At 62.4% G+C, this 13,513-nt stretch carries 8 protein-coding genes and 5 pseudogenes; 6 read left to right on the top strand and 7 right to left on the bottom strand.

Annotation, left to right across the window (positions count from 1 at the left end):
- Positions 1-429, top strand: a 429-nt coding sequence (locus ACF08N_RS37025; RefSeq protein ID WP_392329112.1) for a response regulator transcription factor, incomplete at its 5' end; no start/stop codon positions are given.
- 270 nt (positions 430-699) lie between these two features.
- On the opposite strand, the gene ACF08N_RS37020 is transcribed toward ACF08N_RS37025, so the two are convergent.
- Both ACF08N_RS37020 and ACF08N_RS37015 read right to left on the bottom strand, forming a co-directional pair.
- The gene (locus ACF08N_RS37020; protein ID WP_392329111.1) at positions 700-2,094 is read right to left on the bottom strand and encodes an FAD-binding oxidoreductase; all 1,395 of its coding nucleotides are present in this window, start codon (positions 2,092-2,094) and stop codon (positions 700-702) included.
- A 369-nt stretch (positions 2,095-2,463) separates the two neighbouring features.
- Positions 2,464-2,688, bottom strand: a pseudogene (locus tag ACF08N_RS37015) (IS481 family transposase); the annotation flags it as partial.
- A gap of 1,211 nt (positions 2,689-3,899) precedes the next feature.
- Between ACF08N_RS37015 and ACF08N_RS37010 the strand changes: the two are divergent.
- Positions 3,900-4,391 carry a hypothetical protein gene (locus ACF08N_RS37010; RefSeq protein ID WP_392329114.1) on the top strand — a complete coding sequence of 164 codons (492 nt, stop codon included), beginning with the start codon at positions 3,900-3,902 and terminating at the stop codon, positions 4,389-4,391.
- Between the two features lie 464 nt (positions 4,392-4,855).
- On the opposite strand, the gene ACF08N_RS37005 is transcribed toward ACF08N_RS37010, so the two are convergent.
- The 3 genes and pseudogenes from ACF08N_RS37005 to ACF08N_RS36995 all read right to left on the bottom strand — a co-directional run.
- Positions 4,856-5,194 carry a transposase family protein gene (locus ACF08N_RS37005; protein WP_392329113.1) on the bottom strand — a complete coding sequence of 113 codons (339 nt, stop codon included), beginning with the start codon at positions 5,192-5,194 and terminating at the stop codon, positions 4,856-4,858.
- A gap of 44 nt (positions 5,195-5,238) precedes the next feature.
- The gene (locus tag ACF08N_RS37000) at positions 5,239-5,424 is read right to left on the bottom strand and encodes a hypothetical protein (protein WP_392329110.1); all 186 of its coding nucleotides are present in this window, start codon (positions 5,422-5,424) and stop codon (positions 5,239-5,241) included.
- A gap of 373 nt (positions 5,425-5,797) precedes the next feature.
- Positions 5,798-6,389 (bottom strand): annotated as a pseudogene (locus ACF08N_RS36995) (transposase family protein); the annotation flags it as partial.
- Here ACF08N_RS36995 and ACF08N_RS36990 point away from each other — a divergent pair.
- The 4 genes and pseudogenes from ACF08N_RS36990 (at position 6,322) to ACF08N_RS36975 (ending at position 12,152) form a co-directional block, all read left to right on the top strand.
- Positions 6,322-7,029 carry a transposase family protein gene (locus ACF08N_RS36990; protein WP_392329109.1) on the top strand — a complete coding sequence of 236 codons (708 nt, stop codon included), beginning with the start codon at positions 6,322-6,324 and terminating at the stop codon, positions 7,027-7,029. The pseudogene ACF08N_RS36995 and the gene ACF08N_RS36990 overlap by 68 nt on opposite strands.
- A gap of 1,081 nt (positions 7,030-8,110) precedes the next feature.
- Positions 8,111-8,521, top strand: a complete 411-nt coding sequence (locus ACF08N_RS36985) for a hypothetical protein (protein WP_392329108.1) — start codon at positions 8,111-8,113, stop codon at positions 8,519-8,521.
- Positions 8,522-9,607: 1,086 nt separating this feature from the next.
- Positions 9,608-9,939: pseudogene (locus ACF08N_RS36980) on the top strand (IS110 family transposase); the annotation flags it as partial.
- Positions 9,940-11,096: 1,157 nt separating this feature from the next.
- On the top strand, positions 11,097-12,152 hold the full coding sequence (locus ACF08N_RS36975; RefSeq protein ID WP_392329107.1) for a DUF3048 domain-containing protein: 1,056 nt from the start codon (positions 11,097-11,099) through the stop codon (positions 12,150-12,152).
- 691 nt (positions 12,153-12,843) lie between these two features.
- Here ACF08N_RS36975 and ACF08N_RS36970 read toward each other — a convergent pair.
- Together ACF08N_RS36970 and ACF08N_RS36965 are read right to left on the bottom strand one after the other, a co-directional pair.
- Positions 12,844-13,110, bottom strand: a pseudogene (locus tag ACF08N_RS36970) (IS5/IS1182 family transposase); the annotation flags it as partial.
- An 11-nt stretch (positions 13,111-13,121) separates the two neighbouring features.
- A pseudogene (locus ACF08N_RS36965) lies at positions 13,122-13,513 on the bottom strand (DDE-type integrase/transposase/recombinase); the annotation flags it as partial.

Below are 13,513 nucleotides of genomic sequence, written 5' to 3'. Positions count from 1 at the left end.
CGCCTCGCCGCAGCACTGGCCGCCGACGACCCCGACGCACTGACCGAAACAGCAGACACCCTCCACACCCTCGGCGCCCACCTGCTGGCAGCCGAAGCCGCCACCGCCGCCGCAACAGCCTGGAAACGCAAAGGACGCCCCCGCAAAGCCACCATCGCAGCCCAGATCACCGCAACATCCCTCACCCACTGCCCCGGCGCCAGAACCCCCCTGCTGCGCACAGCAGAAACCGACACCCCCCTCACCAACCGGGAAAGAGAAATCGCCCTCCTGGCAGCCTCAGGGAAAAGCAGCAAAGAAATCGCCGACCACCTCCTCCTCTCCGCCCGCACCGTCGACAACCACCTCCAACGCATCTTCAGCAAACTCAACGTCACCAGCCGCCGCGACCTCAACACAGCCTTGCAGGAAAAACCGCGGCCTTCGTGACTTAGTCGGCGATTAATGCCAATGGGCGAATTCCCGGGCGCAGATACTACGCGGCGATGGTCCTGGCCCTGAACGCAGCTGAAGGAGAGTACGGCCTATGCGCCACTCTCGAGTGGGTAAAGTTTCACCTCGATCTCCGGTAGAATGCTCGCTGCTTCCAAGGCTCTTTACACGTATCCCCGAAGATCCTCCACTAAGATGGTCACATCCCATCTGCCGATTTCCAGGCATTTTTTGACATGGCACATAAGAGAGCTCCGTTAACCATCGTCAGTCCATTCTGGACAAAAACACTCCCTCTGGGTCCATTTCATCCCTGAGTGCCCGCAATCTTGCAATCGCATCTTCCCCTAGGCTTTCGCGGTGCTGCTCTTTCCAGTGAGGCGCCTCAATATAGTTGATGTAAGTCCGCCCGGTTCCCGCGGCTTCCCGAATCGCCTCGCCCGACTCTCGCGTCCAGCGCATGTGTTCTGCAGCCTGTTCCGGCTCGCTCCATGTAGCTGCAAAAACACAGAAGAGAGTATCGTTCCTTCCTGAGAATGGGGTCTCCGACACTTTCACTCTACCAATAGCCCCTCCAAGGGAGATGAGTTCAATTACACACATCCCCGAAGGCGCCTCATTCAGCCTCTGTGAAATCACCTGGATGACTCGATCGTCCATTCCCTTAAGGTAGAGCGACTGCACAGACTGTCCGTATCCATATAGCGCAGCTGGAGATGCGTCATACATGGTCTGAAGCTCAATGTAGGAGATCTTCCTGACCGTGTTACCTACAGGGGGGCCAAAATTCTGCATGTCTCGTAGAGCTGCACCCGCTGCCGCATTATCGCCACCTGCAGCCAGATTCTGGCATACGACGATTGAGAATCCGGCGTCTCCGCGCACATTCGCGTCAACTTCCGGAATGTCGGGGACTCTTCCGCTGACCAGAAGTACAGTAAGATCGTCCGGTGCCTTCTCGGCAACTTCTTCGATGAGGCGGAGTGCTTCAGGCAGACGACCGATGGGGTGAAATAGTTTGCCTGCTACAACCTGGCCCACAGAATGCAGTTGGAACTCTAGGGACACAATTACCCCAAACCCGAATCCCCCTCCTCGAAGCGCCCAGAATAGCTCGTCAAAGCTGCCTTCATGTGTACGGATAAGATCACCCGACGGCGTAACGATGGTGACCGCCAGGAGATTGTCAATGGCCAGTCCATAGCGCCTCATCAGCCATCCAACTCCCCCTCCCAAGGAAACTCCTGCGATTCCGGTGGTCGAGGCCTGACCTCCTGTTGTTGCAAGGCCATGAGCTTGCGAAGCGCGGTCAAGATCACCCCATGTGCTGCCTCCGCCGCAAATAGCCAGCTGACGTTCTGGGTCCACCTGGACATTATTCATCGCGGAGACGTCCACAACGAGCGCTCCGTCGGCCATCGATCTTCCCGCGATGTCGTGGCCACCACCACGTACTGTGACTTTCAAATCTGCTGACTTGGCGAATTTGATGGCTGCTTGCACTTGGGCTACGCTTCTACACTGTGCGATCAGGGCCGGAAAGTAGTCCAGTTCTGCGTTCCATAGCGTCCTAGCCTTTCCGTAGCCAGAATCCCCGGGCCTCCATAGGCTTCCGTCGAATTTTTTACTGAACTCTTCATAAGCCGCTTCATCCAGCTTCATGACTGGACCCTTGATAGGTGCATCGTCTCTCGTGTAACCGTTGGGCATAGGATTCTCCGGGTGGAAAGGTACGGCGGCAGGCCCACCAATACAGGCCCAGCCGTTGTTGAGGCCCATTGAGCGCCGACAGCTGCAATATTGCAGTCCCTATGGCCTGATCAGGAGCCTGATGTATACCTGCTGGATAACCAGGAGGAGAACGACCACTTAACCACTGCCCGAGAGCATCAGCAAGGGGATCACCTGTCTGCGCAGAGTGCATGTCCGACGTGCCGGCCGGCGGATCGCCTGCTCTGCCGTCCGGCCTGTTTTTTACCTACGAGCGCGTCGCCTTACACAGCACAAGACGGATACATGCCAGTCAAGCGCTCAACTGCATTGATCCGCAGCGTTGTTCACACAACTGATGCGGGTGTCCGGCCAGCGCGGTGGGAAGTGTAGGTGTGGAGGAAGTCTGCCAGGGCGTTGGTTCGTTCGGTGCTGCTGTCGGGCTTGAGATAGGTCCATTCGTCGAGCAGGTGCTGTTAGAGCGTCCGACTTGCCGTTGGTCTGTGGCCGGTAGGCTCGGGTGAGTTTGCCGGTAGCCCCGAGGTCCCGGCGAGGGCGGTCTTCGGCACGCGGCCGGTACCCGAAAAGGGCGCGAGCGGCTCAGGCCAGCCGCAGATCCGCCCGGCGCGGATTGAAGCTGACAAGGGCTACTCATCCCGGGTGATCCGCGCCTACCTGCCTCGGCGCGATATGCCTGCACAATCCCGGAGTGTGCCGACCAGATCGAGAGAGTGGTCCAGATCTCTGTGCCGGAACAGCCCTGCCGACTGGGGGCTAGCGGCTGAGGATGTGGGGACGTCTGAGGGCGGCGCCCGCAGGAGACAACCACTGGACCCTGTGCAGTCCTTGCACTGAACGAGCGGACGGACCACCGCATCCGCCCATCAGGACCGCTAGCCAAGTAGTAGTTGCTCATGCTGGGCGCGCTGACCCTTGCAAACCTGATGGCACGCGGTGATCAGGCAAACCGCCTCGGGCGAGAGCCCTGAGTGAGCACAGTGTTGTCTCACGATTCCACCGCTTCTGCGGGCCTTTCCCAAACTCGCCCTATCGCAGCCCAACAGATGCTGCGCGCGCTTTGACGCAACGATGGAGTGACCAGTGAAGCTTCTGGTAAAGATCAAAAACTTTTTCACCCACACCTCGAGGGTCCCGGTAGGTTCCGTTACGGACTCCAGTTCCTTTCGCGTAGGACACATCCTGAAATTTCCCCTGCACCATTCCTGACTGAACCTCATACCAGTAGGGTCGGTGTCTGAAGGTACGACTGCCTGGGGCAGCGGCAGGGAGGCTCATGGGTCACAGGACGGTTGGTATCTCCGATTGAAGGGAGCGGGCAGTGTTGAACTCGACCTCTCTTGCGGGTCCATATGCTGAACAGGCTCGCACTGTAGCGAAGTCCGGCATTCTGGGAGCGGGGCCGGTTCCAGTTCCTTCCCTCGGCGCGGGGTTGCCCGTCGAGTGTGTAGCGGCCGCAGGCGAAGAGCCGACACGGATCGCGGCACGGGCTGGAGCTCCTCCAGACTGTGCCGCGGCTGAGGCGATGCGTCCCTGCTGCCTGCCGCTGGCGTTCACGCGGTGCCGGCTTGGCCGCGCACTGGACGGCGCCCTCCCGCGCTAGCTGGTACTGTCGCCGGATTCACTGCTACGCGGGCCCCGTATCTCTGGCCGAGTTCCTACGAGCATGATCGTGCCCGGAATGAAGCCCGCGGGCATAGACCAGGAAAAGATGTGAGTCCCATACTAAGTGAATGGCCATGCCGCCCCTCTCTCGGTTCCGCGATCCGCGCCACACGAACTACCGCTTCGTTGACACGGTCCTCGTCCGCTGCCCGAAGTGCGCAGAGGTTGCTCACGTTGTCCCGGGCGTCTGTTTGGCCTCCGATGCATCCAGGCCCTCGGTCTCCGCGCCACGTCGTCTCATTTGCCGCAACTGCGGCCTGACGCGGGAATCGGGCGACGGCCCAGGCTTCTTCACGGGTAACGGGCAGGCATGCGACCCCTACTTCCAGGTGCCGCTGTGGCTGCAGCTCGAAACACGGCACGGCTGGCTCTGGGCATACAATCTGGAGCATCTCGAGTTGATTAGGCAGTTTGTGCAGGCGCCTTTGCGGGAACGTGCTCCGTGGCATGACAGGGGGCGGAAAATGACACTCATTGCCCGGCTACCGGCATGGATCAAGCGCGCGAAGAACCGGGCAGAGGTCTTGCGCGCAGTCGAACGCATACGCTCCTCGCTCGTGACGTGAGTCGGAGATTCGTCACTGAAGGGGATGAGTCGTCGTCCGGATCCGGCAGATTCGGCGGTTGATCGGGTGACTGATGCCCAACGGTCTGTGCTGGAAGGGTGGGTGCGTCGCCGCACGACGGACCAGGCGCTGGCCCAGATGTTACCCCTGCTGGAGTGCGCTGACGGTCACTGATCATGGAGGTGTCCCGTCGCCTGTGGATCGCCTCGGACGCGGTCCGCATCTGGTGGCGCCCCTCCTGGAGCACGGCTCTGAACGACCTGTGCGACGAGCCGAGTCCCGGCGTCTCTCGGAAGATCTCTCAAGGATCTGGCGGCCATCTGCTCTCGCGCGAACCGGTCGCACACGTTCAAACCCTCCACGGACCCGCTCTTCATCCACAATTCCGGGATGTCATCGGCCCCTGCCTTACGAGCTCGTGCATGGTTGGCGGTGGACGTCGAGGGCCGTGAACTGGCCAGTGTTCACGCTCGTTCATCGAGCGCGAAGGTGACCGCTTGTTGGTGAGAGAGCAGTACGGCGACAGCCTGGATGGTGTCACTTATGTGCTCACGCCGACCGTGGTGGCGGGCGAGGGCTCTCCAGTTCTTCAGGTGGGCAATGCCGTGCTCGACACGGATGCGGCGTGAGGAGTGGGCCTTGCGCCGTTGCTCATGAATCTCCTCGTACCACTCCGGGGCGTTCTTATTGAACTTGCGGTGTGGCGGGGTCATCACACTTCCGCCGGTCTGGGCACCCAGACCTTGGTAGCCGGCATCCGGGAGGATCTCCACCGCGGGGCCGTCGGCCAGGAGTCTGACCAGCCCTAACTGGCGGGCGTAGGTGATGTCCGCGCAGCTCGCGGGCCTCAGCCGGGCTTCAGTACAGCAGGCGGCCGTCCGCGTCCGTGAGGACCATGGATGACGGCGTTCTGCTTGTTCTTGCCGGAGATGAACTTGTCCCGGTCCTTGCGTCCGGCGGCCGGGCGACGGACGCGGATCTCGGTGCCGTCGATGATTCCGGTCTTCTCGTTCTTGCCGAGGTGGTCGACCACCTCGGCAAGTGTGCGGAGCCGAAGGCCGGGCGCGACGGTGCAGCCCTGCTGGGCCAGCAACGGCCGTACTTCAGGAGCTTGTGTTTGGCACCAGCACCGACAGCTCGCCGACGTGGTCGCGAACCGAGTGCCGCCTGGTGCCGTTCCTGCCATAACGGGCCGATCACCCTACGAGTTCGGCGATCACCTCAGGGTCCAGCCCGGTTATCTGTCGACTGCGGGTGATCGCTGCACGCGTCCGGTTCCCCACCACACAGACCATGACCGATGATCAAGATCTCGACATGCCACCGCCAACCATGCACGAGCTCGTAAAGCGTGTTGCAGAAGGCTGTGTTCGAGCAGGCCAGGGCCGGGGTTCGGGGCGGTGTGATCATGCGGTGAGGGCGAGGTTGTGTATGTGGGCGATGGCCTGGGCCGCGTGGTGGAGGTCGCTGCCGCGCTGTCGGCAGTGGCGGAGGATCTTGTAGTGCTTCATGCGGGTGAAGGCGTGCTCGACGCGGGCCCGGACCCTGCGGCGCTCGGCATTGTCTTCCTCCCCGCCCGGCAGCAGGGCCCGGTCCGGGCGTTTGCGGTGCGGGACGACAAGCCCGGTGTTGATGTAGGCGCCGTCGCCCAGCACGGTCACGCCCTGGCAGTGCCGGGCCAGGCCGGAGTCCCGCCACGCCTTCGCATCCGCGGTGGTGCCCGGCACCGGCCGGGCCAACGGCGACCACCAGCTTCGCGTCGGCGTCGATGATGACCCGCACGTCCGCCGAGAACCGGTAGTTGCGTGAGGAGGCACCGACCTTCCGGTCGCGGACCGGGACCAGGGTGCCGTCCACAATCCACAACCGCTCGACCGGGTTGACGGGCCGGGATGCCGGCTCGATGGCCAGCAGTGGCCGCAGCCACTGAATGACGCGGCACACAGTCGCCGACGAGCAGCCGAACAGCGGCCCGAGCTGCCGCACGGACCGGGCTGTCGGCGAGGTACGGCCCCTGCTCGCCGAGCGCGGATGCACGATCAGCCCCGGCGTCCGGCTCCGAACGCTGGCCGAGGTCATCGACCACCTCGGCGCCAGCGGGCAGACCGGCATCATCGACGGCACCGAGATCCGGGTCCGCCGCCCCGCCGCCGGACGCAAGGACCGGGACAAGTTCATCTCCGGCAAGAACAAGCAGAACGCCGTCAAGGCCATGGTTCTCACGGCCGGGGCCGGACGCGTGCCGTTCTGCAGCCCGGCCAGGCCCGGAAGCTGCGCGGACATCACCCATGCCCGCCAGTTAGGGCTGGTCAAGCTCCTGGCCGACGGCCCGGCATTGGAGATCCTCCCGGATGCCGGCTACCAGGGCCTCGGCGCCCAGACCGGCGGATGTGTGGTGACACCACCGCACCGCAAGTTCAAGAAGAACGCCCCCGACTGGTACGAGGAAATCCACGCACGACAGCGCAAAGCCCACTGCTCCCGGCGCATCCGGGTCGAGCACGGCATCGCTCACTTGAGGCACTGGCGAGCCCTGGCCCGCCACCTCGGCCGCCGAGAGCACATGAGCGACACCGGTCCAAGCCATCGCCGACCTGCTCTCCATCAGCAGACCCAGACCTCGGCACGGCAGATCTGAACCCGAGCCACACCGAAGCTCTCGACGCCTCGCTGCCAACCATGCACGAGCTCGCTAAGCGTGTTACAGAAGGCTGTGTTCGAGCAGGCCAGGGCCGGGTTTTTGGGGTGGTGTGATCATGCGGCGAGGGGCGATGCAAGCCCGCTGTTCCGCCCCTCGCATCAGCCGCACCGTCCAAGCCCTCCACACGCTCATGACCTGCGACTACTCAGGATGAAAGAGGTTCAGCTTCCGGTGTTGTACGCCGGGCAGACGACGTGCGTGGTCTCGAGGTACTTTCCATAAGCCGCAGCCGGGGAAGCTGTGGCTAACGATATCCCGGCTGCAATCGCAGCTGTTCCTGCCACTGCCGCGGTTTTCTTTAGAAGTGTTCGCACTGATGTAACCCTTTCAGCGAACGGCGCGATTAGAAACTTAACTGCGCCATTGAAGATTAGCCAGCGCTTTTTGATGGACGCACGGGCGCGGCCTGCATGGTTCCCTGGGCGCTCTCGTCCCAGCTTTACCGCCAAGTCATCGTTTCACGACGTTCAGGCTGATGACTGACGGCCTTGCTCGTGCGCAGTTGGGGGCAGGGTTGAGCTCGCCGTTGGCGTCGTGATCAGCAGCCTCCGCAGCCTTACCAGATTCACCAGAAGCTGCCTCAGAACATCTAGGGGCTCAGATGTACACCAGCACTGGACGGCGTAACGCCTGAGGTTCCTGGATTCCCATTGATTTTCAACCCACTTTGTTCCAACGGAGCCATTCGCTAAAACGACGTCACCCAGCACATCCGCTGCTCCAGGCGGTGCCGCCGGTGCGGGGCGGTCAGCCCCGCCGTCGGCCCAACTGTTGTACTCCGCAGCTGCGGGCTACGACCACGAAGTGCCGTATAGAAGTTCATGCCCGCACATCTGCAGCCAGGACGATAAAGAGTTCCAGGTAAAAGCAACTTTACATCATGCATGCATTTGCCTGAGCCAGAGCTGGCGATTGAGTGGCTATGCCAGTCAGTCAAGTAGTAATTACTCAAACCCGACGCATCTACTCCGCTAAACTTGCTTTCAGTGACTCATTCCTTACATAAGGAGTTAAGGCCATGAAAAGGTCATATCGTTTACTTGCCAGCGTGGGGGCAGCTGCCGCTGTGGTGACACTTTCACTCACTCCGGCACACGCTGAAGCGACCTCTACTGGAGTGAAAAAGTCCTGCGGCACGGGAATTAAGATGGGGCAGCCGGTGACAATCTGTACCTACGAATACATGTCAGATATTCAGGTGTACTCGCAGGTTTCCGCGACGGACGCTGCTAACAAGATGAATGCAGATTTGTATTCCGGCGCAAGCATTCCTGGCGGTGTTGGCGGAACCGCTCCTGAGGGGCAAGAGAATTCCACCTGTAGCTTCAGGCTGGTAACTAGCGGGTACACGGCGAGCAGTCATGATGATGCTACAAACACTTGGTACCTGGCTGGATACGGCAAGTACTCGGTCACGTGCTCCGGCTGATCTTAGCTATGTGATGGGTAAGCGGATGCCTCTGAAAGTGAAAGCTTGCGTGTCGCGCATCGCTATGCAGAGGCCTCCCTTATTTGCATAATGGCGTTGTCTTCCCCACTGCTTCTTCAAGGACGCGGTTTCGAAGAGACGTCCTCCATCTGTCTGCCTCTCCGCACACGTGTGAGAGGCACTCGCCGGAAGCAGGAACGCCGATCCCAAGCGCCGGTCCTGGCAGCAGCCCTGGTCAAGTGCGCGCACGGCTACAGCAAGTCAGTCAACCTACCCATGTGTGGTGGGTCGGATGGATCGTTTTGTAGCAAGCAGAGGACGGCGGCGGGGCCGAGGCAGGCACGGTTGTTGCGGGCGTGGCGTTCGTAGCGGTTATTGGGTCCGCAGTAGCCGGTCAGCCGGAGACATGGTCCTTTCGGCGCCCATCGTCGGCGCCCGCATCGCTGGCTGGAGTCGGTCGCCTTTTGGGGCGATGCGGACGCCGATGCTGCCGCGTAGCCATTTCCGCAGATCAGGTATGCCGTATGCCTTGTCAGCGTGAAGTTTGCGGGCTTTGTAGTGGCAGTCGTGGTGGGGCTCGTGCCTATCTCGAGAGCGGCCACCATGTGCTTCAGCCCGATGCTGTCGTGCGTGTTGGCAGCGGAGGCGCTGACCACCGGGGCAGTCCGTTCGAGTCCGACAGGACGTGCATCCTGGAATACGGTTTATCCCGGTCCACGGGGCTCGGACCTGTGTCCGCTCTCATTCTTTTGGCCCACGCGGGCAGAGTCGAGGACCGTGCGGGACGGGTCGAGCAACCCTCTCTCGTCGATTCGGTCGAGCACTGCCTCATGCAACCGCCCAGACGTCGGCCCGGGACACTGCGCGGGCCGTGGGCGACGGGGACGAGGACCTACGGGCAGAGCAAGCCCTGGCGTCACCGGCTCGAGCAGGCGGACGTCTTCCATGTCATGGCCAACCGCTGCAACGGCACCGTCATCACTCGCGTGAGCATCGATCACCGTGTCGATCAGCTCATCACCTCCCTGCCGCGGCAGAAGTGGAAATGCGGGTCTCTGACAGCACCGGGGCTCACGGCTTGCGTGCATACAGCCGGCGCAGGCGCCTGCGTGGACGACCGCGTATCACGGCACCGCGCTTACTCCAGCAGGCAAGAGAGTGTTCGACAAGCCATTGCCCAACGAACCGCGGCTGCGTGAGCTGTTCACGAATCTGCAGGCCAGGCATGGCACCGTGTTGGTCGTCGTCGACCAGCCGGCCTCGATCGGAGCCCTGCCGCTGGCTGTCGCCCGCGACGCGGGCTGCCGTGGGCCTACCTTCCTGGCCTGACAATGCGACGGATCGCCGACCTCTACCCCAGCGAAGCCAAGACCGATGCCCGAGACGCGGCGATCATCGCGGGCGCCGCCCGCACCATCGCGGCATCGGTGTATGTCGGCCAGCCCGCTGGCCGAATGACCGCGCTGCCTTGCGAGGCATCGTTTACATACTGTGCAAAGTGTGGTCTGGAGGGACGTAGCAGCTGAGAGCTGATCGGCTGCAACGGGATGACCTGGCGGCCTCTGTCGTGATTGGGCCGTAGCGGGAGTGTGGCCTCAGCTGTTCGGGGCTCCGCTGACCGAGTTACTCAAGGCGGCCTACTAAACGACGCGCAGTTGACGCCGCTCACGTCAGAGCCCTCCAAGGAGGGGCACAGCGGACCTTCGCCCGGTCGACCGGGGGTCGCCCGGGCAGCAAGCTTCATGAGATCGTCCAATGGGACGGATTCCGCTCGGCGTCTCGTCGACCAGCGGAAGCCAACACGACATCACCTAAGTTGGTATCCCTGCTGTGATTCCACCCCGCCGATCGAAGAAGACGCAGATGTCTGCGTCACCGGCCCAGGCAGCAGTTGGTTCGCAGGCCGAGGCAATGACTTCGGCACAACCGCTGCTCGTCCACCCACGCGGCATACATCTTGAAGATCACCCGCCCGGCCGGGCCGGCTCCAGAGTTCAAACGCCTGTATCATCCGCTACGAGACACGCGCAGACGCCCACCCGGGCCCCTCCTCCAACTCGCCTGCAGCATTATCTGCTTGAGAAGCCCCACCTCATTCTGAACGATCAGTAAATGCGGGAGAATCCTGCCGGCGGTGGCGTGCGTGACACGGCGTGCTCGCAGTGACTTCCTTCCAGCCAGGTAGCTTGGAACGAGCGCTCAAGATCCCATACGGCGGATGCAAAGCGTTCCGGGCTGCATTGTGGTCGGCGCTCGCCCGAGCATCGGATCAGGCGTCATCCGATCGCAGGAGCTCGAACCGCGCGGGGCACGAGGAACGAGCTCTTCCTTGTCGACCCACACGACTCCTCGCTTTGGGTAGCTGTTGCTCAAGTGAATTGGAGTCGTCGGGCGGAGCTTGGAAGTGCGGGACGCAGGGACCAGCGCCTGATCGCGAGCTGTTTCCAGGAAGGACTGCCCTGCGTCCATGCCATGAACGGTCGCAGCCGCCGCTCCAACGTCCCGTCGGCTTGCTCATGGCATTAATCCTGCTGCCGTACTGCAGCCAAAATAAACACCGATCGAGGGAGGTTCCATGCGGGTCTGCAGCCTGCCGAATCCACTCAACGTTACCGTTTCCTGCGGAGTTTCGGCTGCGCTGATGAGTGGCCTCCTGGCCGGTACTTCAGGTGCAATAGCGAGATCCGAGCAAGCCTCCGCTGAGAAGGCCCGCGCACCCCACCCACTCTCAGCAACTGCCAGCTATGCTCATGTCAAGTACGCGCCCGCCCCTGCGGACACTCCGGTCTCTCCTTTTACAGGCTTGCCAGGCCGGTCCGGTGATGTACTGGCAGTCAAGGTCGACAATGTTGGCCCAGCACGGCCGCACACTGGTCTGCAGGATGCCGACATCGTCTACGTTGAACAGGTGGAGGCAGGCCAGAGCCGCATTCTGGCGGTCTTCTCCTCTAAACAGCCCTCCGTAATCGGACCAGTGCGCAGCGCGCGGGAATCTGACCTTGAACTGCTGCGCCAGTTCGGGCGTCCTGCACTGGCCTACTCCGGTTCCCAATCAGCACTCAAGCCGCTTATACAAGCCGCGCCGCTGTCCCCGCTCACCCCGGACAACACCCCCAAGGGCTTCATACGCGGCGGCAGCCGTCAGGCACCTCACAATCTCTACGTGCATCCCGCTGAAATTCTTGCAGCGGCCCCGCAAGCAGATACGGCCAAAGACATTGGATTCCGCTTCGGGCCAGCTCCCACGGGAGGCCAGCCAGCCAGCAGCCACACAGTCGGCTATCCGGCAGCCCGGTTCACCTTCACCTGGTCCAACACCGCAAGGCGATGGCAGATATCGATGGACGGAAATCCCGCACAAACAACGGACCACGGCCGCTTGGGCGCATCCACAGTGGTGATCCAGTACACCAGCATCCGCCCGTCAAAGTTCAAGGACCGCTGGGGCAACGTCTCTCCATACACCCAAACCATCGGCACAGGCCACGCTCTGGTGCTACGCGACGGCAAGAGCTATGAAGCTCGCTGGCACCGCCCCAACGCCGAGGAGGGCACCACCTTCAGCACGCCCACAGGAGAACCAATGAAATTCGCCCCCGGACAAGTCTGGGTCGTTCTTGCCAACCGCTGACTCCCCCTCGCCTCAAGTGAGTCCTGTCCCCGCATCGTTCCGTGCGCCTGGCGTATCGGAACGAGCTTGACGTGATGCACTCCGAGCAACTCCGACGGGGCAGCAGATACAGCAGCGCCACGCGAATGCCGCGAGGTCACGGCACGGGCCATATGGGTGCACTGACGGACGCCGCCGGGCGCGGCACTGGGTTTCGCGAACACCGCCGCGCAGGTCTCCAACACCCGCGGCCCCTATGTGGTTTCCCAAGGAAATCGGGTCTGCATGGACCAGGATGGTGTAGTGGCCGATGTGCTGCGAATGAATCCTTCTTCGACGACTTGATGGGTTCACTACAGATGTGCGTGTTCCTGACACCTCAGGGAAGGACTGGCGGTCCTAGATCTTGTTGTCGCCACCGGATGGCAGTTCCAGTACTCTGAAAGCGGGCCAGTGCTGCGCCCACTACCTGTTGACGGTTCTGTGGAACAGCCTGCCTCGTCGCCCCGGCACCCCACGCCAGTTGCGGTGCGAACTGCTCATCACGCTTCATGCGGGAGACCGCGTGATGAGCCTGTTGGACGTCCTGCCTGATGACTTCACTTCTCTTCCAAGAGTGACCTCACGGGACGAGGGCATGGGGGTCAGCCGACTCCGGGACAGCTCCCCGAGCGTCAGGGAATGGCTGCTGGGCAGGAGTGTCCCGGGCCAGCCGTGAGAGCCGGCGCCAGCAGATGAGTGCACACCCCAGGCTCAGGAAGGCTTCGTGTATGTCGTCACGTATCTCCCAGCGGATGCGCAGGCGGCGGAACCAGTGCAGGTGCGCGAAGGCGCGTTCCACGACCCAGCTCTGAGTGCCGAGTCCGGAGCCGTGCTCGGTGCCCCGGCGGGCGATGAGCGGTTTCACTCCGAGGTCCCAGACCAGGCGGCGGTACTTGTCGTGGTCGTAGCCGCGGTCGGCCAGCACGACGTCTGGGCGGCGCCGGGCCAGGCCTCGATCAGACGCTTGCCGTAGCGAATCGACACATATTGTGAGCCGCGGTCGCTGTGATGAATCAGTCCTGAGCTCTTTTTGATTCCCCGCCGCCACAAGGCCGTCTCCAGGGCGTCCAGAGGAAGATCCGTGCGAATGTGGGTGGCGAGCTGCCATCCGACGATCATCCGCGAGTACACGTCCAGGACGAACGCCACGGACACCCAGCCCGTCCAGGTGAGAATGTAGGTGAGGGCGCGACCCAGAGCTGGTTCGGCCGGCTCACGACGAAGCGTCGGTTGGCCAGGTCCGGGGGCCTGGGGGCTGATGGCTCGGGGATGGTGGTGCCCGGCCGCTGGCCACGGATCACGCCCTCGATGCCGTCCTCGCGCATGAGTCGCTCGACGGT

The sequence above is a fragment of the Streptomyces sp. NPDC015127 genome, assembly GCF_043080095.1.
In the GTDB taxonomy this organism is placed as follows: Bacteria; Actinomycetota; Actinomycetes; order Streptomycetales; family Streptomycetaceae; genus Streptomyces.
This window is presented reverse-complemented; position numbering and strand designations above follow the sequence as displayed.

Excerpts from the sequence above, each read along its gene's own strand:
- ACF08N_RS36990 (WP_392329109.1), top strand. The coding sequence starts at position 6,322 with ATGACGCGGCACACAGTCGCCGACGAGCAGCCGAACAGCGGCCCGAGC.
- ACF08N_RS36985 (WP_392329108.1), top strand. The coding sequence starts at position 8,111 with ATGAAAAGGTCATATCGTTTACTTGCCAGCGTGGGGGCAGCTGCCGCT.
- ACF08N_RS37020 (WP_392329111.1), bottom strand. The coding sequence starts at position 2,094 with ATGAAGCTGGATGAAGCGGCTTATGAAGAGTTCAGTAAAAAATTCGAC.
- ACF08N_RS36975 (WP_392329107.1), top strand. The coding sequence starts at position 11,097 with ATGCGGGTCTGCAGCCTGCCGAATCCACTCAACGTTACCGTTTCCTGC.
- ACF08N_RS37010 (WP_392329114.1), top strand. The coding sequence starts at position 3,900 with ATGCCGCCCCTCTCTCGGTTCCGCGATCCGCGCCACACGAACTACCGC.